This is a genomic window from Cohnella fermenti (genome assembly GCF_004801405.1).
Taxonomy (GTDB): Bacteria; Bacillota; Bacilli; order Paenibacillales; family Paenibacillaceae; genus Cohnella; species Cohnella fermenti.
Map to the genome: position 1 here is coordinate 24,999 of NZ_SSOB01000065.1, position 17,812 is coordinate 42,810.

The 17,812-nt window shown below is 61.1% G+C and carries 16 protein-coding genes and 1 riboswitch; of the genes, 2 read left to right on the forward strand and 14 right to left on the reverse strand.

The features are described from left to right. Positions 1–106 precede the first annotated feature (106 nt). The 3 genes from E6C55_RS31100 to E6C55_RS31110 are packed head-to-tail and all read right to left on the reverse strand — an operon-like array spanning position 107 to position 1,961. On the reverse strand, positions 107–736 hold the full coding sequence (locus E6C55_RS31100; RefSeq protein ID WP_136373736.1) for an MBL fold metallo-hydrolase: 630 nt from the start codon (positions 734–736) through the stop codon (positions 107–109). Between the two features lie 22 nt (positions 737–758). Then, positions 759–1,325, reverse strand: coding sequence for a thioredoxin family protein (locus E6C55_RS31105; RefSeq protein WP_136373737.1), 567 nt, complete (start codon positions 1,323–1,325; stop codon positions 759–761). An 18-nt stretch (positions 1,326–1,343) separates the two neighbouring features. Further along, positions 1,344–1,961 carry a DedA family protein gene (locus E6C55_RS31110; RefSeq protein ID WP_168735976.1) on the reverse strand — a complete coding sequence of 206 codons (618 nt, stop codon included), beginning with the start codon at positions 1,959–1,961 and terminating at the stop codon, positions 1,344–1,346. 167 nt (positions 1,962–2,128) lie between these two features. On the opposite strand from E6C55_RS31110, the gene E6C55_RS31115 reads away from it, so the two are divergent. Next, the gene (locus E6C55_RS31115) at positions 2,129–2,596 is read left to right on the forward strand and encodes a cupredoxin domain-containing protein (RefSeq protein ID WP_136373739.1); all 468 of its coding nucleotides are present in this window, start codon (positions 2,129–2,131) and stop codon (positions 2,594–2,596) included. A gap of 152 nt (positions 2,597–2,748) precedes the next feature. Further along, positions 2,749–3,063 carry a dehydrogenase gene (locus E6C55_RS31120; protein WP_136373740.1) on the forward strand — a complete coding sequence of 105 codons (315 nt, stop codon included), beginning with the start codon at positions 2,749–2,751 and terminating at the stop codon, positions 3,061–3,063. Between the two features lie 194 nt (positions 3,064–3,257). On the opposite strand, the gene E6C55_RS31125 is transcribed toward E6C55_RS31120, so the two are convergent. From E6C55_RS31125 to E6C55_RS34345, 11 genes are all read right to left on the reverse strand, one after another. Next, complete coding sequence (locus tag E6C55_RS31125; protein WP_136373741.1) at positions 3,258–3,611, reverse strand: hypothetical protein; 354 nt, start codon at positions 3,609–3,611, stop codon at positions 3,258–3,260. A gap of 218 nt (positions 3,612–3,829) precedes the next feature. Beyond that, entirely contained in the window at positions 3,830–6,181 is a 2,352-nt protein-coding gene (locus tag E6C55_RS31130) for an O-antigen ligase family protein (RefSeq protein ID WP_136373742.1), read from the reverse strand. A gap of 203 nt (positions 6,182–6,384) precedes the next feature. After that, on the reverse strand, positions 6,385–7,092 hold the full coding sequence (locus tag E6C55_RS31135) for a PilZ domain-containing protein (protein WP_136373743.1): 708 nt from the start codon (positions 7,090–7,092) through the stop codon (positions 6,385–6,387). 155 nt (positions 7,093–7,247) lie between these two features. After that, positions 7,248–7,335, reverse strand: a riboswitch (cyclic di-GMP riboswitch). Positions 7,336–7,492: 157 nt separating this feature from the next. Beyond that, positions 7,493–9,145, reverse strand: coding sequence for a histidine kinase N-terminal 7TM domain-containing diguanylate cyclase (locus tag E6C55_RS31140; protein WP_269145571.1), 1,653 nt, complete (start codon positions 9,143–9,145; stop codon positions 7,493–7,495). A 199-nt stretch (positions 9,146–9,344) separates the two neighbouring features. Then, the gene (locus tag E6C55_RS31145) at positions 9,345–11,567 is read right to left on the reverse strand and encodes a helix-turn-helix domain-containing protein (RefSeq protein ID WP_136373745.1); all 2,223 of its coding nucleotides are present in this window, start codon (positions 11,565–11,567) and stop codon (positions 9,345–9,347) included. A 162-nt stretch (positions 11,568–11,729) separates the two neighbouring features. Then, entirely contained in the window at positions 11,730–13,445 is a 1,716-nt protein-coding gene (locus E6C55_RS31150; RefSeq protein ID WP_136373746.1) for an extracellular solute-binding protein, read from the reverse strand. Between the two features lie 102 nt (positions 13,446–13,547). Then, positions 13,548–14,423, reverse strand: coding sequence for a carbohydrate ABC transporter permease (locus tag E6C55_RS31155; protein WP_136373747.1), 876 nt, complete (start codon positions 14,421–14,423; stop codon positions 13,548–13,550). 16 nt (positions 14,424–14,439) lie between these two features. After that, on the reverse strand, positions 14,440–15,396 hold the full coding sequence (locus E6C55_RS31160; RefSeq protein WP_136373748.1) for an ABC transporter permease: 957 nt from the start codon (positions 15,394–15,396) through the stop codon (positions 14,440–14,442). Positions 15,397–15,478: 82 nt separating this feature from the next. Then, positions 15,479–16,624, reverse strand: coding sequence for a glycoside hydrolase family 88 protein (locus E6C55_RS31165; RefSeq protein ID WP_136373749.1), 1,146 nt, complete (start codon positions 16,622–16,624; stop codon positions 15,479–15,481). Between the two features lie 121 nt (positions 16,625–16,745). Next, the gene (locus E6C55_RS31170; RefSeq protein WP_136373750.1) at positions 16,746–17,513 is read right to left on the reverse strand and encodes an alpha/beta fold hydrolase; all 768 of its coding nucleotides are present in this window, start codon (positions 17,511–17,513) and stop codon (positions 16,746–16,748) included. A gap of 27 nt (positions 17,514–17,540) precedes the next feature. Continuing rightward, positions 17,541–17,812: hypothetical protein (locus tag E6C55_RS34345; RefSeq protein ID WP_211093683.1), on the reverse strand; the 272-nt coding region annotated here is incomplete at its 5' end.

Genomic DNA, 17,812 nt, shown 5'->3' on the forward strand with positions numbered 1-17,812 from the left:
AAAAGAACGCAGGCAAAAGAGGTTAAACCTCTAACGCCTGCGTTCTTCGCAGCCGATCCCAATATGAACCTTAGTAACGCCAATATATCAGATGCTCGGCTCGTAGTCAAGGACGAACGTATGGATTCGCCTGCTTCTCCTCGCCGATCGTCGTCTCCGGACCGTGCCCGGGCAGCACAAGCGTCTCGTCCGGGAGAACGTACAGCTTCTCGCGAATCGCCTTCTCCAGCGCGGCCGGATTGCCGCCCGGAAGGTCCGTCCGGCCGACGGAGCGGCGGAAAAGCGCGTCTCCCGCGAACAGCAGGTCGCCGCAGAGCAGGCTGACGCTTCCCGGCGAATGCCCCGGCGTATGGAGCACCCGGAACGTCTCTCCGAGCCACGCGAGCTCCTGGCCGTCCGCAAGCGCGAACTCGGCAGGCTCCGTCGTTACCGGGGCCGTGACGTCGGTCCAGCGCAGAGAGCCGTTCTTCGCCGGATCGACGAGCCAGTCCTTCTCCGCCGCGTGAAGATAGACGGGAGCGCCGAACCGCTTGCGCAGCTCGTCCACGCCGCCGATATGGTCGAAGTGGGCGTGCGTGAGGACAATCGCCTCCACCTGCAGCCCTTCGAGCTTGCGAATAAGCGCCGCGTCCGGCGTCCCCGGATCGATGACGATCGCGCGCTTGCGGTCATCTCCCGTCACCACGTAAGCGTTCGTCTGCAGCGCCCCGAGCGTATACCGTTGAAAAGAAAGCATCTTACTCTTCCCTTCCTTCCGCTTAGACGCCGGACAGCAGATCGCCGATCTCGCGGAGGATAACCGGAGCGTAGTCCGACTGCTCGCCGTAGCGGCGGCCGATCTCCTCGCGCGCCACCTTCAGGTTGTCCTGATAATCGGGCGCCTCGCGATCCGGATTGGCCGCCTTGAAGTCGATCATGGCCTGCTGCACGTGGGCCGGGCGAGGGCCCCACTTGCCGAGCTGGTAGCCGCCGGTGTCGGAGAACAGCACGATCGGGATCGAGCGTCCGCCGAGCACGAGATGCTGGTCGATGAAGTCGTAGTTCTGCTCGATGATGAACACTTCCGTCGGAATGCCGGCCGTCTCCATCGCGCGGAAAACAATCGGAACGCTGCGGAGAGCATCGCCGCACCAATCCGCGCTGATGATGAGGCAGCGCAGATCGTCGCGATTGTTCAGCGATTCGTAGAATTCCTTCGTCTCTTCGTCCGGCCATGCGAAGCTCTCGTAGTTCGCGGCGAACGCTTCCTTGTTCTTCGTCATCCCTTCCATGAATTGTTGCGGGGAGATGCCTTGGTTCAGCTTGTCGGCGAGCGATTTGCTCATGAGAATCCCTCTTTCCTTTTATTTGGTGTTGTTTGCCTTGTTCCGCTTGCGCAAGAACTGGAACAGGAAGTACACGATCAGCAACGCAATGGCGATAAGGATGGTTGGCTGCACGTAGGGTGCCGCTTTCTCGTCGATATTTTCCCATTGGTCCCCGAGCTTCCAGCCCAGCCATATAAACAGAATCGACCACGGCAACGACGCGATCAGCGTCAGAAGGGAGAACTTGGTCAGGTTCATCTTCGACATGCCGGCGGGCAGCGAGACGACCTGCCTCATGACCGGCACGAACCGCCCCGTGAACACGATGATCGGCCCGTACTTCTCGAACCATCGCTCGGCCAGCTCGATATGCTTCTCCTTGATATGCAGGTACTTGCCGAACTTGTAGACGACGGGACGGCCGCCGAATCGGCCGATGGCGTACAGAATCCATTGCTGCAGCAGCGCTCCGACCGTTCCGCACAGCACCGCAACCCAGAAGACGATATCCCCCTTCGAGACGAGGTAACCGCCATAGGCGAGAACGATCTCGCTGGGAATAACCTCCAGGGCAAGTCCGATAATGATGCCGAAGTAGCCGAGGCTCTCGATCCAGACCAACAGTTGATCCAGCCACCCATGAATCGTATCCATCATGTAGCGCGCTCCACTCTCCCTTGCGAGAATCAATCTTCTCTATCATAGGGCATGGCTTTCTCTTACGCAAACGACCGCGGACTCAAATAGCTTGTCATGCAAGGACGGGCCCGCGCATACACTCAGGATAGAAGTGGGACAAAGATGAAGAGGAGCGAACGGCGATGAACAAGGTCGTTTTTATCAGCAAAAAAAAGGTGCAGTGGTATCTTATCCTCGCAGTGGTCGTCGTTGTGGCAGGTGTTTACTTCGGTTGGCAGCAGAACAAGCCTGCGACGGCTACGCTAACGGACTCGAGCACACAGGTGTTTAGCCTCGTCACCGGGGAATTCACGTCCACCACTTCCGACAATAAGCAGTTGGAAGCTTACGTCTGGGCGCCGAGCACGATCATCGTGAAGAAGGGCGTTCCCGTCGAGCTCCGCATCACCGGCGTGAGCGGCCAATCCCACCCCTTCGTCATCGAAGGCTTGGGCAGCGACGGACAAGGCATCAAGGGCAACGTCCAGAAGGGGAAAACAACGGTTGTCAGCTTTACGCCGACGGAAGCGGGCACCTACCCTATCGTGTGCACCACGCACAGCGATCCGGCAACGAGCATTCCGATGGTCGGCTATCTGATTGTCCAGTAACGCGATTGTCCTGATGCGATTGTTCAATGACGGAACGATCGAACAGCTCGAACGCGAACGCAGGCCGCCCCCTCCTTCCAGGAGCAGGGCGGCCTGCGCCTGTGTCCGAACCTCCTCCCTGCGCATAGGTTAATGTCGGGAGAGGATGACCGATGAACATGAATCATCAGCCGAAGCACGCAGCCCCGCTGCCCTCCGCCAGGACGATTCGCCGGGCGTGCGGCAACGAGCTGTACCGGACGGTCAAGCGGCTGCGCCTCTACGTTCCGGACGAGAAGCTTCGGCAAGCCGAAGAGCTGTATGTGAAGCGGGTGATCGGCAACCTGATCTGGATTCACGAGAACCGCAGCGACCGGCGCAAGCTGGCGGACTGGTGGAACGCCGAGGTGAGCGAATCCGTCGCCGAGCTGTGGGACGTGGAGCCGGAACGTCTCCGGCGCGCTTTCCGCGACGCATTCGGGGGCTGACGGCGCAGGCCGCTCCTGCCCCTGCGTTCCCCGGAACGCAGGGGCGGCCAACGCGCCTGTCGCCGCTTCGGTTGAGTCGTGGTTACTCAACTGCACCCAACATGCCTGCGACAAAAGAACGTCCCGAGCCGCTCACCGCGCGGTTGGGACGTTCTTCCGTGCATTCTCCGAGCGCCTACTCGCCCGTCATTCGGTTAGCCGATGACGGCATAGGCTTGTACGCCGGCCGGAATGCTTCTCGTACGGTAGAGGATACCGTCGCTGTCGAACGTGCGAAGCGTGTACGCGCGACTGGTCAGAACGCGCACGTTGCTGAACCGGGCGACTCCGTTCTCATCGAACGCGGCTGTGGCGACGACGGAATTGTTCCGGGTCAACGTGGCGATGAAGCCGGTCGTATCGTACGGAACTCCATTCTGCTGCACCCACACGATCGAGAGCCGCGTGAATGTCGTCTCGCGCTTGGCAGAGGCGTCTTTCTTCGCGTACTTGATGATTTTGAACTTCTTCGAATCGACGCGGCCGGGTTTAGGACGTTTGTTAGCCATTGGATCACACCTCCTCTATGAGTCTGATCCAATCTATGAAGCTATCGCTATCACGCACCCGGCGTCTCTCCCAATCGATCGTCCATTTCTCGAAAAAGCCGCTGCAGTCGGAAGAACACGAGTCTCGCCGGGCGAAGCTCGTCCGTCAAGCGCCAGGCGGCATTCGGCGGAGGAGCGGCACAGCGTGCGAGGGCGAAGCTATTCCGCGGATGCCGCGGTCAGGACAGGGAAGCCAGCTTCTCCTTCGCCAGCCGGCTCCATTCCTCGGACTGCTCCTCCGCCACCTCCCGGAGGAGCGCCGCCGCCTCTTCCTGCCGGCCGAGCAGCAGCATGGCCGTCGCCCCGTTGAACTTGGCCGCGGCGAACAGCGCAAGCTCCTTGTCGTCCCACGGATTGGCCTTGCCCGCGTACGTCGCGCGATACAGCTCGCGGTACGCCTCGAACATGGCCGCGGCGGCCTCTGCGGCGGCCTGGGCCCGATCGTCCCGGCCGGCGGCGGCATAGCGCTCGGCCATGGACGTCATCGTCGCGATGGCGGCGTTCTGCGCCTCGCGGTCGAAGCGGTCGAGCCGCAGCGCCTCGCGCAAGTGCGCGGCCGCGGGCTCGGGCTGCGCCATCTCGGCGTAGGCCATGCCGAGCTGGAACTCGAGCGCCGGGTATTGCGGGTCATACCGCAATCCCTGCGCGAGCAGCTCTGCCCTCTCTTGCGGCTGCAAGAGAGGGGCGAGCTCGAGCCGAACCCGGCTCCACGCCGGGTTCGCAGCCAGCGCCGCGCGCAGCCCTTCCGCGCGCGCGGAAGGCGCCGCCGCGAGCGCAGCCTCGCGCTCGCTCGCGGCGACAGAGCTGCGCCACGCCGCAGGCAGCGTCGCGGCGGCGAAGCCGATCAGGAGCGCGGCAACGAGCGCCGCAGCGCTCCTTCCCTGCCGCCCCCTCGCGTTCGCCTGCTCCGCTTCGCCCTCGCGAAGCTGCAGCGCCAGCCAGAACAGGAGCAGCAGCCAGACATAGCCGTACGACCAATCGAAGTCGATGGCGGCATGAGCAAGCAGCAGCGCGGCCGGGGGCCAGGCGACGGCTGCCCTGCTGCGCAGCTTGCCGAGCGGGACAAGCAGCAGCGCGGCGAGCAGGACGATGCCGAGCAGACCCGTATCGATCAGAATCTCAAGGTAGCCGCTATGCACCTCGTTCCCGATATACGGAACGGTTTTGTACTCCCCCATCAGCATGCGCCAGCTCTCCCCGCCCGCCCCAAGCCAAGGCCGGTCGTGGAACATCCGCAGCGCGTCCGCGTAGTAGAGTCCCCTCGCCGCCGCCGTCTCGTAATGGCCGTCCAGCCGGGCTCCTCCCGAGTCTCCTCCGGCCAGAAGCGCATAAGCGACCGCGCACCCGCACAGGAACAAGACGACTCCCCCGCCGGGAGAGACAAAGGAGAAGCGCCTCCCCCTCGCTATGCCCCGGACCACTCTGAACGCACGCTTGCCCTCCCGTTCGCTCTTCCGTTCGCTCTCCCATTCGCCCTTCCGCCCGCTCTTCAGTCCGTCCTCTTGCTCGTCCTCCCATTCACCCTCCCGCTCGCTCTCCCATTCGTCCTCCCATTCGCCCTTCCGCCCGCGCTTCCGTCCGTCCTGCTGTTCACCCTGCCGTTCGTCCTTCCGCGCATACCTCTCCGCCTCGCGCCGAAGCGCAAGCAGCAGGAGCGCTCCGACGATCGTCGCTGCGGCGAGCGCCCAGGCGCCGCTTGCCGGCTGTCCGCTCTTCATCGCCCCGAAGGCCGCATTCGCCGCCGCCGAAGCGCAGGCCAGCGCGACTCCCGCCGTCGCCAGCGAATACCCCCAGCGGTTCCTGCCGCCTAGGACAAGCGACAGCGCGCCCGCCCCGGCAAGAGCCAGCGCGGCTCCCCGCGACTCCGCAAGCATAAGCGCCCCGAGCGCCGGCACCGCCATAAGCGCCGCGCACCCGAACGCCGGCCGGCTCTTCGACGCGAGCAGCCGCCACTCGATCAGCACGAAGAACGCCGCCGCCGCCCCGAAAGCGTTCGGATACTGCAGCAGGCCCGCCAGCCGGGCGCCCGTCGCCGCAAGCTCCGCTTGCCCGGACCGGTAAACGATCGCCTCCGGACCGATCCACCCGAACCAGCCGCACCAGGAGGCTAGAATGAGGACCATCGCAGCCAACTGCAGCGCGGCCCAGCCTGCCTTGCGATTCGCCGCCGGTCCGGCCAGATAGGCCGAGGCGAGAACGAACCAGCAGCCGTAGGCCGTCCAGCGCAGGAACGAATCCATGGTCCCCTTGAGACTCGCCGGCTCCAGCAGCAAGTGAAGCCCGTACGCGGTCGCAAGCCCGAACGGGAGCAGCGCCCAGCCCGGCAGCGGGATGGGCGCCGCCTTCCCGCGTCGGCGGCCAATGGCCGCCATCGCCCCGACGACCGCTGCCAGGGCAATCACGAAGATCTCGAACGGATACAAGTCGATATCGAAGAACAGCCCCTCGCGCCAGCCTCCCCAGGCCAGCGCGAACGCGATGCCGGCCGCCCCGGTCCACGTTGTCGCAGTTGTCCACACTTTTGCTCTCATCGTCGCCTCACTATTCTCCGCCAAGTGTCGTTCCTGTTCCTTCCATTACAACTAGCTTAGAAGGATCGCAGCCAAGAAGCAAGCGACCGGCGCCGCCAACAAAAAAACAGGTTCCTCTTCAATGCGAAGAGAACACCTGTCGCGCGAATTCGATGGAATAGCCCGAGTGGAACAGCACGGTCGCCGCAGCAGCCCTCGCCGCTTCAGCGAAGCTGGCGCTTGCGGGACTCCTCCGAACGGGATTGAATGTTCTGCTCGACCTGATGCCTGAGCACGAATGCCCGAAGCGGCCGCAGCATCTCCGTATCCAGCACCTTCATGCGGAAGCCGTAATGCATCTCGTCCAGCCGGCGCTCCCGGTGCACGGCCTCAAGCTCGCATGCGAACGCGAAGCCTACCTGGACGATGGCGCCGATGCGGGACACCTGGGACAGCTCCTCGTGAGGAGGCATAATCAGCCCAACCCCGCCGATGCTGATGTCGCGCAGACGGGCTTCGAGCGGATCGCTCAGCAGCTTGATCTCGCCGTTCTCCTTGACGAGCCGGATGATCTGGACCGAACCGGTCGCCTCCACCCGATAGAACTCCCGCTTCTCCTGGAATCTCTGATTGACGATCGGAGGCTGAATAATCGCGATGGCTCCGTCGTACTTGGCGAAGACGATCGACTGGAACGATTGAATGCCGACAGGGGAATAGATCGTCAGCTTGACCGTCTCGCCGAGCTCGAACAGCTCGAATTCGCTCAACTCGATCTCGAACAGCTCGCCTTCCGCCCGGGTCATGATCCCCGTAGAGACGAAGTTGGCCTTCTCGACGACCGTCCGACAGTGAACCAACGACTTAAGCGAGATGATCTCCTTATCCGATCCTCCCATTGTCTTCCGATAAGCAGCGCCTTCTTGGCTCATTCCGACCTCCACCTTTCCTCCGTCAACCCGACAACCCTTCGACCTGCCGCCAACACCACAAAAAAAGCCGCATCCATAAAGGACGCTGCCCTGGAACCGACCCTATAGCTTCGATCCGAACATCTTGCGATGCGAATAACACTCGAAGCGACATCTCCGGCGGCCAGGCTGTCATTGTTCTCGCGAACGGCAGACCCTGTGGCTTTGCGTCCTTGTCTTTCGACAAGTTTGCCTTAACGACTTGCTCTAACTATATCATCGAATGGACAAGCACGATAGCGGGTTGGTGAAAATAGTGCACTCGACCTAAGGCATTTATCCTTCTGTTTATCCCGGGCCGAGCGCAGCTTCTTGTCGTGCTGTCATACAGTCGAGCATCGCATTCGGAACGAAGCGGAATTCAGGAGGCGACGACAACGCAATTGCGCCCCTGCTTCTTGGCCTGATAGAGAGCGGAGTCGATCTGGGCGAACCGCTCGCGCAAATATTCCTTCACGTCGCCGATCGGCGCAAGGAAGTCCTCCTCCGTCATCGTTCCCATGCTGACGGTGACGCCGACCTTCTCCTTGCCGACGGCGATGACGTTCTCCTCGACCGCCCGAATCACCCGTTCGGCCAGCTTATCCGCCTGCTCCCGGTTCGTATGCGGAAGGTAGATCGTGAATTCCTCGCCGCCGTAGCGGGCCAGAATATCCGTTCTGCGCAAGGCGCCGCGAACCGCCTCCGCGGTTCGGCAGAGCACTTCGTCCCCGACGAGATGGCCGTAGCGGTCGTTGAACACCTTGAAGTGATCGATGTCGAACAGGAAGATCGAGAACGGCGTCCCGTAGCGATAGTTGAGCAGCACCTCATGCTCCAACTGCTGCATCAGGTACCTTCGGTTGAAGCAGCCGGTCAGCCCGTCCGTGACCGCCATCTGCTCCAGCTTCTGATTAAGCTGGAACAGCTCCTCCTGGATAAGAATCAGCTCCAGGTTCCTCTCGTGCAGCGCTTCGTTCTTGCGGTTCATCTCTTCCACGTGATTGCGCTGCTCGGTGACGTCCTGGAACGTAATCACCTTCGCGAGCACATTGTTCGCATCGTCCAGCACGGGCGACATCTGAATCGACAAGTATCGGCCGTCGCGCCAGCAGATCTCCGTCTGCTGCCTCGATTGCGGGTAATTCCGGTAGCGGTACAGGAACTCCCGGACCTCCTCCTGCTGCTCGACCGGGGAGAGGAACTTGTCCATCTCGAAGATGTCGTCCTTGGATACAAGAATGAACGGCTCGGTGCCGCGATTCACTTCGATGACCGCATTGCTGTCGTCCACGACGATGATGCCCATGCTCATGTGGTCCATGATGTCCCGCTGCGCCATGCTCAGCACGTCGAACATGCCGTACCTGGAGATCGCGACGACGAAGCAGAGATCGGAGAGCAGAATTCCGACGGACAGGAGGCCCGGAACGATCGGCAGATAGTCGCGCAGCATGACGTTGACGAACAGATCCAGCACGGCGAAGCCGGTGAGCACGAACATGCCGGTCAGCGTGATCGTAATCTGCTTCCTCCGCTGCGGCGAGCTGTCGTTCTTCATCGCGTAGTACATGCTTATGAGCGTCACGAACAGATAACCGAATTGCGTGAGCGACAGCAGCCAGAACATCGGTCCGTACAGCCGATCGGTCAGATGGTCCGTCACCGCGCGGAAGAACAAGCCGTTCGGGTTCCAGATCGCGGCAACGACGCCGATCAGCGAAGGCGACACAATCGCCGCGACCTTCGAGAGCTTCACGTTGCGCCGGGTCAAGAACTGAACGAAGAGCAGCCAACCGGGGCCGATGAGCCCGATCGACACGAAGCTGATCTTCAGGAACAACACTTGAATATCCGGCCGGACCGCGATGGACACGGCATACTGCCCGAGCGGCCATCCCATCATGATGCAGTGAAAAGCCAAATACACTTTATGAGTTCGAGTGATTTGGCTTATGGACACGACAATGATGAGCAGAACGAACAGTCCAAGAAGGATAACCAAATCTGGCCGGAGTAGTCCCAAGGCATTCACCTTTCCACATATCTTTTCCCGGAAATTTATGGGACTTAATTCCCTTTATATTATCATGATGTCGATATTCTAGCATAGAGTCGATTTTTCTGACAATATTCATTTCTCCTTGGACCGCCCCGGGAGAGGCGTTTGATGTGGTTCTGCGCATTCATCGGCTTGACTCGGAGGGAATTGCGAGGGGTTATATCATTTATACTCAGGGTTGATGAACCTTCCGGTAATCGCCCGGCGTCACGCCGACCATCTTCTTGAACGTGCGGATAAACGACATCGGGTGCTGGTAGCCGACCCGGCCCGCAATCTCGTTGATCGGCAGGCTGCCGTTGCGGAGCATGTCCTTGGCGTGCTCCATTCTCACCTGACAGAGATATGCGACGAATTTCTCTCCGAATTCTTCCTTGAACAGCGTGCTGAGGCTTGACGTGTTCATCTGGAACTTCTCGCCGAGCAGCGTCAAGGAGAGATCGGGATTGTGAAAATTCCGTTCGATGTACTCCCTCACCCTGCGGACGGCGGCATGGTTGCCCCGCTCTTCCCGCAGGCTCTTCATCCGGGAGAAGCACGCGGTCAGCCGATCCGAATAGAAGGCTTCCAGTTCGTCCAGCGTCTCGAGAGAATCCATGCGCTCCTCCCACCTCTCGCGGAATTCGCGGTTCCAGATCTCCTGATATTCCGGCGGAAGCTCCGTCATCTCCCGGAGGAAGAAGTAGTTCATGTAGATCAGCACGCCGTCGATCTCTTCCCTCGGCAGCAGCAGCGACCGGAGTCCGGCGAACAGCAGCCCGAGCTGCTCCTTCCAGTCCTCGCTGCCGACGCGGAACGCCTGGGCGATCGTCCGCACGTATTGCAAGTAGACGAACAAATCTCCGCTGGCCAGATCCTCGATCTCCCAATGCCCGATCACCCGGTTGCTGCCGAGCGCCGACTTGTAGTCCAGCGCCCGAACGGCGGATTCGCAGGATTTGGAGATGTCGCCGACCTCGGTTACGGACGAGCCGATGCCCCATGTGATCGTCAGCTTCAGATGGTTCTGCAGCCATTCCCGGACCTCCTCGGCGTGAGCGAGAATGCGTCGGCTCGCCTGCACCCGCTCCTCCTCGGATTCGCTTAGCACGATAACGCACAGCCGGTGGTTCGTCGCCCATTCCTGCCAGATCCGCAAGGAATGCGTCCTCGCCGTCTCCTCCACGACCTTGGTCAGAATGTACTTGAACAACCCCTGATCCTCATGCGAATAGCCGCCGATAAAAGCCGAATATTGGTCGATCTCGATCAGGCTGACCGCAGCGCCAGCGAACGTCCCGCCGCCCCCGAGCCCGCTCATCGCCTCGGACCATTCCGCTTCTCCGACCGTCCCGCCGCCCTCCAGCAGCTCCCGGAACAGCCGCAAGCGGCGAAGCCTCGCGTGCTCGCGGTCCCGATGCTCGTAGTCCTGCGTCGCTTCGATCATATTGGACAGCGTGTAGTCGATGTAGCGAAGCTCGTCGCCGATCGGCTCGCGCAGGAAGGAGTTCCGGTGCTGCTCGTTGTAGGTTTGAATCCGCGACAGAATGGATTCGATCGGCTTGTAATTGCGGCGCGAGATATAGACGACCCACCAGATGCCGATCAGCAGCCCGAGCAAGCCGAACATCACCCAACCGCTCGTAATATATTCGTATAGGTTGCCGGAGACGGACGTCTTCAGCTCGCTTCGGTAGGTGAGTCCCGAATAGGCCGAAGTCAGCGAGACGGGAGCCTTCCCGGTCAGCGCCGCGGATTGGCCGAACACGGCTTCCCCGTTGCGGTCCGCGACCGACAACTCGCTTACCCCCGACTGGCCGAAGCTGTCGAAGTAATCGCGAATCCCGCCCATGCTCACGTTGACGACGAGAATCGCGATGCCGCGGCTGCCGAGCGGAATGCTCTGGGTCATCGAGACGACCGTCTCCTTGCGCTCTCCGCCTGCGAAGACGCGGAACGTCCGCGGGTCGCTCCACACGGACGATTGGGCGTTCAGGCCGGCTTCGGCATACGCGCGGTCGGCGAATTGATCGACGCTCAGCTTCGTCTGATCGCTGACAATCGTCCCATCGCCCGCCCGGTACACGTAGATCGAATCGATCAAGGAGTTCGTGCTGACCATCGACTGCAGCAATTGGGACAGGTCGATAATGAATTCGGGCGAGCTCTCCATGCCGGCGAACGAGGTCAGCGTCGAGTTGCGGGTGATCGTCCCGATCATCATCATCTCGATCGAACGCAGCGACATATCGAGATTGTTCTGCAGATTCTCGGCGAAGGCGCGGCTGGATTTGACCGCGTCCTGCCGGGACAGCGAGTTCAATTGAATAATGCCGATGAACATGAACAGGCATACGAACAGGATGAACACCGGCAGGTAGGACAGGAGCAGTCGATGAAGCCAGATTTTCCGCATAGGGCTCTCCTTCGCACACAAAAGTTAGGACTATCTTATCACGCCGGAATCTCATGCCGGAATCGAGCCTCGCCCGTTCGCCGCTGCCGCGAATGAAAACGCCAAGGACAAGACGGGCCCCGCCCGTCTTGTCCCTTCGCTGCTGCTTCCTTCCGCCGCCAACTACTTCTTCGCGTCGGGGTACATATCCTCGGTGTAGATCACGTTCGCTTCGTTCTCCTTGTAGGCTTGCGCCAGGAACGCGTCGACCTTGTCGCCGCCGGCTTTGGTCCAGGCGGCCTTCGCGTCGGCAATCGCCTGCTCCGCACTGTATTTGGCGCCGCTGACGATCGCCTTCGTATACAGGTTCGCGATCGTATTGATCGCCGTGCTGTTGGTGACCGACAGATCGTCGGGCAGTCCGACCGGCAGCAGAATCGCCGGCGTGGTCGGACGCTCGGCCGTGATGTAGGCGGCTCTGCCTTGATCGATCAAGTCGATATAGGCTTTATCAAGCGGCTTGCTGGCGTCGAGCTGCTTCGAGAACAGCCCGCAATCCCCCATCTTGCCGGTCTGGGCGAGCATCTGGAAGTCCGCGTTCCAATTAAGCTCCTTGTTGTTCTTGTCCGCATCGATCGGCGCCGGACAGCCGCTGGCAGCGTCTATCTGATAATGCTCCCCTTCGAAGCCGTACTTTAACGTCGCCGCGACATCGTCGGTCATCATCCAATCGACGAACTGCATGATCGCCTCCACGTTCTTGGCCGAGGCGTTGATCGCCGCGGTGATCTGGATGTTCGGCACGCCGCCGGCCGGCGAGAATTGACCGAATTCGGACGCCGGAAGCGGCAGAATCTCCACCTCGGCATCGGGGTTGTTCTGGACGAACGAGGCATACGTATTGTAGGCGCCCGCGCTCTCGAGCCCGCCGCCGACGAAGATGCCGAGCTTGCCGTTGATCCAGTCCTGCTGCGCCTTCGAGCCGTCCTTGTCGGCGAAGATGTCCGGATCGACCGTCCCCGCGTCGTACAGGTCCTTCTTGAACTGGATGGCCGCCTGCGGCTGATCCCAACTGCGCAGATACTGGTCGTCGGCCGTCAGGAAGTAGGAGGTGACCGAGATGTTCTTCTCCGCGATGTTGGTCGATTGGCCGAGGCCGAAGAAGTAATCGACGTCGGTGAACGTCGTGCCGAACGTGTCCTTCTTGCCGTTCCCGTCGGGGTCCTGCTCCGCGAACGCCTTGGCCACCTGCAGATACTCCTCCGTCGTCGTCGGCATCGACAGTTGCAGCTTATCCAGCCAATCCTTGCGAATCAGCAGGTAGTGGTTCGTCGTGTAGCCGATGTTCCGCCCGATGAAGTACGTCTTGCCGTTGAAGTTGGTCAGCTTCTGCAGGTTCGGATCGCCGGCCAGAATGTCCTTGTACGTCGTCGAATACTTGGCGATGGCGTCGTCGAGCGGCAGCAATTGGCCTTGGCTTGCCAGCGTTTTCATATATGGATTCGAATATTCCATGATCAGATCGGGCGCTTGCCCGGAAGCGAACAGCACGTTGAACTTGTCCTGGGACGTGCTGCGCGGAACCGGGACGAACTTGACCTTGACCGGCGCATTGTCGTTGATCCACTTCGTCCAGCGGTTGTCGGTAATCGTTCCTTCGCCGTCCGGCACGTTGTTGCGGTCGTACACCGAGACGGTAATCTCCGGCCGGTCTTCCTTCGCTTTGGCGCTTCCGCTTGCGCTTGTACTTGTGCTTGCGCTCGCATCGGAATCGGCCCCGCCGGACGCCGCCGGCTCGTTGTTGTTGCCGCCGGAGCAGGCCGTCAGCAGCGCGCTTGCCGCCAGCAGCGTCGCCATCGCGACGGCAGCCGTCTTCTTCTTGTTCTTGTTCGCTTGCATGTTGCGTCACCCCTTATCGTTATAATAGATTACCTCGTTCCGGAATGCCCGACTTTCCTTGCGCTCGGCCCCACCTCCTCTCCTGTCGGCGCAGCGCTGCGATTACCCCTTCACGGCGCCGATCATGACTCCCTTGACGAAGAATCGCTGGAGGAACGGATAAACGATGAGCATCGGAAGCGTCATGACGACGACTCCGGCCGCCTTCACGCCTTCCGGCGTCAATATGACCGCCAGATCCGGCCGCGTATTGGCCATCTCGTCGAAGAACTCGCGGTTCTGGAACAACTGCTGCACGAGCACGGACAGGTTCCACTTCGCCGAGCTGTTCATGTAGAGCAGCACGTTCATGAACGAGTTCCATTGCCCGACCCCGTAGAAGAGCGACAGCGCGGCCAGCACCGGCAGCGACAGCGGCAGCACAATGCGGGCGAGCAGCCGCCATTCCGAGCAGCCGTCGATTCTCGCGGCTTCCTCCAGCTCCTCCGGCAGGCTCTCGAAGAAGCTGCGGAGCACCATCAGATTCCAGACGCTGACAAGCCCCGGCAGCCAGAGCGCCCCGTACGTGTCGATGAGCCCCAGGCTCTTGACCAGCAAGTAATTCGGAATCATGCCCGCGCCGAACAGCATCGTGAAGATCACCCCGAACGAATACACTTTTCTGCCGAGAAAATACCGTTTGGACAGCGGATACGCAGCCATAATCGTAAACAGCATGTTGAGCGTTGTCCCGACCAGCGTAATGACGACGCTGTTGCGGAACGATTGGAGCATCGGCATCTCCAGGAACAGTCCCCGATACGCCGCCGTGTCGAAGTCCCGGGGCCAGAAGCCGACCGAGCCTGCCGCCAGCGCGAACTTGCCGCTGAGCGACAGCGCGGCAATATGCACAAGCGGAAGCACGCAGCTAAGCCCGACAAGCGTCAGAATGAGGCCGTTCGCCCGATAAAACCATTTCTCGCCCTTCGTTCCGGTCATTGTTCCGCCTCCTTCGTTACCATAAGCCTTGACCGAATCGGCGCGCGAGGCGGTTCGCCCCGACGACCAGCACGAGGCCGACCAGCGATTCGAACAGGCCGATGGCCGTCGCGAGGCTGAATTGGGCCTGCTGGATGCCGATCTTGTACATGAACGTGCTGATGACCTCCGAGATGTCGGCCACCGCCTGATTCTGAAGCACGTAAATCTGGTCGAAGCCGACCTCCATGAGATGGCCGATCTTCAGAACAAGCATGATAATGACGGTCGGCATGATGCCCGGCAGCGTGATCCTCCGGATCTGTTGCCACTTGCTCGCCCCGTCGATGCTCGCCGCCTCGTACAAGCTTTGATCGATGGAGGTCAGCGCGGCCAGGTAGATGATCATCCCCCATCCGGCTTCCTTCCACACCGTTGCGCCCAGGTAGATCGCCAGCCACGACCAAGGCTGGTACAGGAACGGGAAGGTCGTTCCGAACCATGCGTCCAGCAGATGATTGATCGCTCCGGTGCTCTGTGAGAAGACGGTCAGAACGATCCCGCCGACGATTACCCAATTCAGGAAGTGCGGCAGGAAGACCATCGTCTGCACCGCGCGCTTGAAGCTGCTCCTGCGAACCTCGTTGACGAGAATGGCCAGCAGGATCGGCATCGGGAAGCCGACGACAATGCTCAGGCCGCTCAGCTTCAACGTGTTCCAGATGATGCCCGAGATCTGGTCGTTGCCGAAGATAAGCCGGAAGTTGTCCAGGCCGTTCCAAGAGCTGCCCCAGATGCCGTCGATAAACCGATAGTTCTTGAAGGCGATAATCAGCCCCGTCATCGGATAGTATTTAAAGATGATGAAGTAAGCCATGATCGGGATAAACATCGCGTACAGAGGAATGTTCTGCCGCAGCAGCCGCTTGGATATTTTGCGCTTCGTGCGGACGGCCGAGGCGGACGTCGGCAGCGGCGAGCCTGTATGTTCCATGTTGTCACTTCCTTGCGTTGTAGGAATGCGCCCATCATAGGCCGATCGGGCGCGGCGGTTCAATATACATGTTTTTGCGCGGTTAACCGTTCCCGGTTCGACGGCCGCCGCTGCCGCTCCACGGCCCCCATAACCCAGGATTGCCCTTGCACTTGGCCAGCGCCTCCATGTAATAGTAGTCGCCGTAAATGAGCGGCCGGTCCACGTTCTGGTTCATCGGCCAATTGCCGGTGCCGTGCAAGAGAATCGCCTCCTCCGTCTCGTCCGCGCGATAGCGCTCGCTCAGGCTGCGAAGGATGGACAGCGCGTGCTGCCGGTACAGCTCGCCCGCCTCGCCTTCGACCGCGTCGGCCAGGTCCAGCAGCCCGCCGGCCGCGATTGCGGCCGCGCTCGAATCCCGCGGCGCGCCTGCGCAATCGGGCAGGCGGAAGTCCCAGTACGGCACCTTGTCCTCGGGCAGGTGCGCCAGGAAGAAGTCCGCCGTCCGCCGGGCCGCCTCGCGGAATTCGGCCGCGCCCGTATGCCGGAAGGCGAGCGTCCAGCCGTAGATGCCCCACGCCGCTCCGCGCGCCCATGCGGAATGCTCGGAATACCCCTGCCCGCCCAATGCGCCGACCCGTCGGCCCGTCTCCGGATCGAAGCAGACAACATGCCGCACCGAGCCGTCTTCGCGCAGGAAGTGCTCGACCGCCGTCCGCGAATGGGCCTGCGCAATGTGCCGGAAGCGCGGATCGTTCGTCTGCTCCGACGCCCAATACAGCAGCGGCATGTTCATCAAGCAGTCGATGATCGCCCATCCCGTCCGCTCCGGCTGGTTCCAGGCCCGGATGAACCGGCCGACCGGATTATACCGCCCCGCCAGGTGACTGGCCGCGATCAGCCCTCTTCGCCGCGACGCTTCCTGTCCGGTAAGCCGGTCGTTCGCGAGCGAGCTTAATGTCCACATGAAGCCGACGTCATGGCTTAAGCAAGCGTAGTCCATAAGCAGCGGATCAAGCTGCGTCTCGCACTGCTCGGCAATGCTCCGCAGCTCCTCCTCGGCTCCGTCCCGATACACCAGCCACAGCAGGCCGGTCCAGAATCCGGCCGTCCAGTAGGACGGCGGCATCAACTCGTAATGGCCGTCGTGCGACCCGTGCGGGAATCGGGCGCCGATTCTCCGGCTCGCGCGGCGGACCTTATCCGCTCCGAGCTCCCATGCTTCTTCGATCCATCCTCTCGTCTCCATCGCAACTCCGCTCCCTTTGTCTTGCTTGCGTGATTCGGCTGTCTTGTTTGCGTGATCTTGCCTGCGTCCGGGCCGTTCGCCCCGCTTCCCCGGCAGCGTCCCGTTCCGGAGCACGCCAAGCTTACAACGCCGGATTCCCGCCGCTCAATATACATGTTTTCGCCGGATAAACACTGCGGACAAAAGCAAGGATCGGCCCGGGCTCCTCCAGCCCGTGAGGATGATGGCCGACGCCCGGCTTCACAATTGTCTCGATCCTTCCTCCAAGACCCCGGTAGCGCTCCTCCAGAATCGCCCCGTTCTCCGAATAAGGAACGACGCTGTCCGCATCTCCGGCGATCATAAGAATGGGAATTCGCGCATTCGCGATCGGCCCGATTCGATCCAACGGGGAGACGCCTGCCGTCTCGCTCGCTTCTTCCGTCAATCCGTAAGCGGCCAGGCACTCCTGCCACTCGCGCGCCGCCCCGATGCCTGTGCCCTTGCCTCCCGGCCAGCTTCGGATATCAAGCACGGGAGCGTCGAGGTATAGCAGCGCCACACGCTCCGGGCACGCCGCCGCGAACTGGCAGGCATAGAGACCGCCGCGGCTCAGCCCGACAAGGGCCGCCTTCCCGGCAAGCCCGAACACGCGGGTGACGAATTCGTGGAACCTCCTCATCCCTTCCACCGCTTCGGGACAGCCGTACAGATCGCTCTGCCGATAGTAGGCGCGGCAATAGCCTGCTTCCAGCAGCGCCGTATCCGCATTGTCGTAATGATCGAAGAACTCCGTCCGCCACACCCAGGGCCTCCCCTCGGCGAACCGCTGCGGCAACACGACAAAACCTTCCTTGCCATCGAGCATAAACCCCACCTTGTCATACCCCATCCATTCCGTTATTCGCACAGAACCGTCTCCTTTCTCCCACCAAACTTACGGCCTGCGCTTGCGCGCTTCAATATACATTCCTTCGCGGAATAAACAGGCAAGGGCTGCCCGCTGCCGGACAGCCCTCTTGCTTTTCCCGCTCATCTCCTCCTCCAACCGCCACGGAGGGCATCCACAGGACGATTTGTGCATAAGAAAAACCGTCAGGGATGAGTTCATTCCCTGACGGTCCTTTGTTTTGCGTTCCATGAGACTATTCTGCAGTTGTGCTACGGACATCCTCAATCCTGTATTCATTACCGTGTACCCCTTTGTAA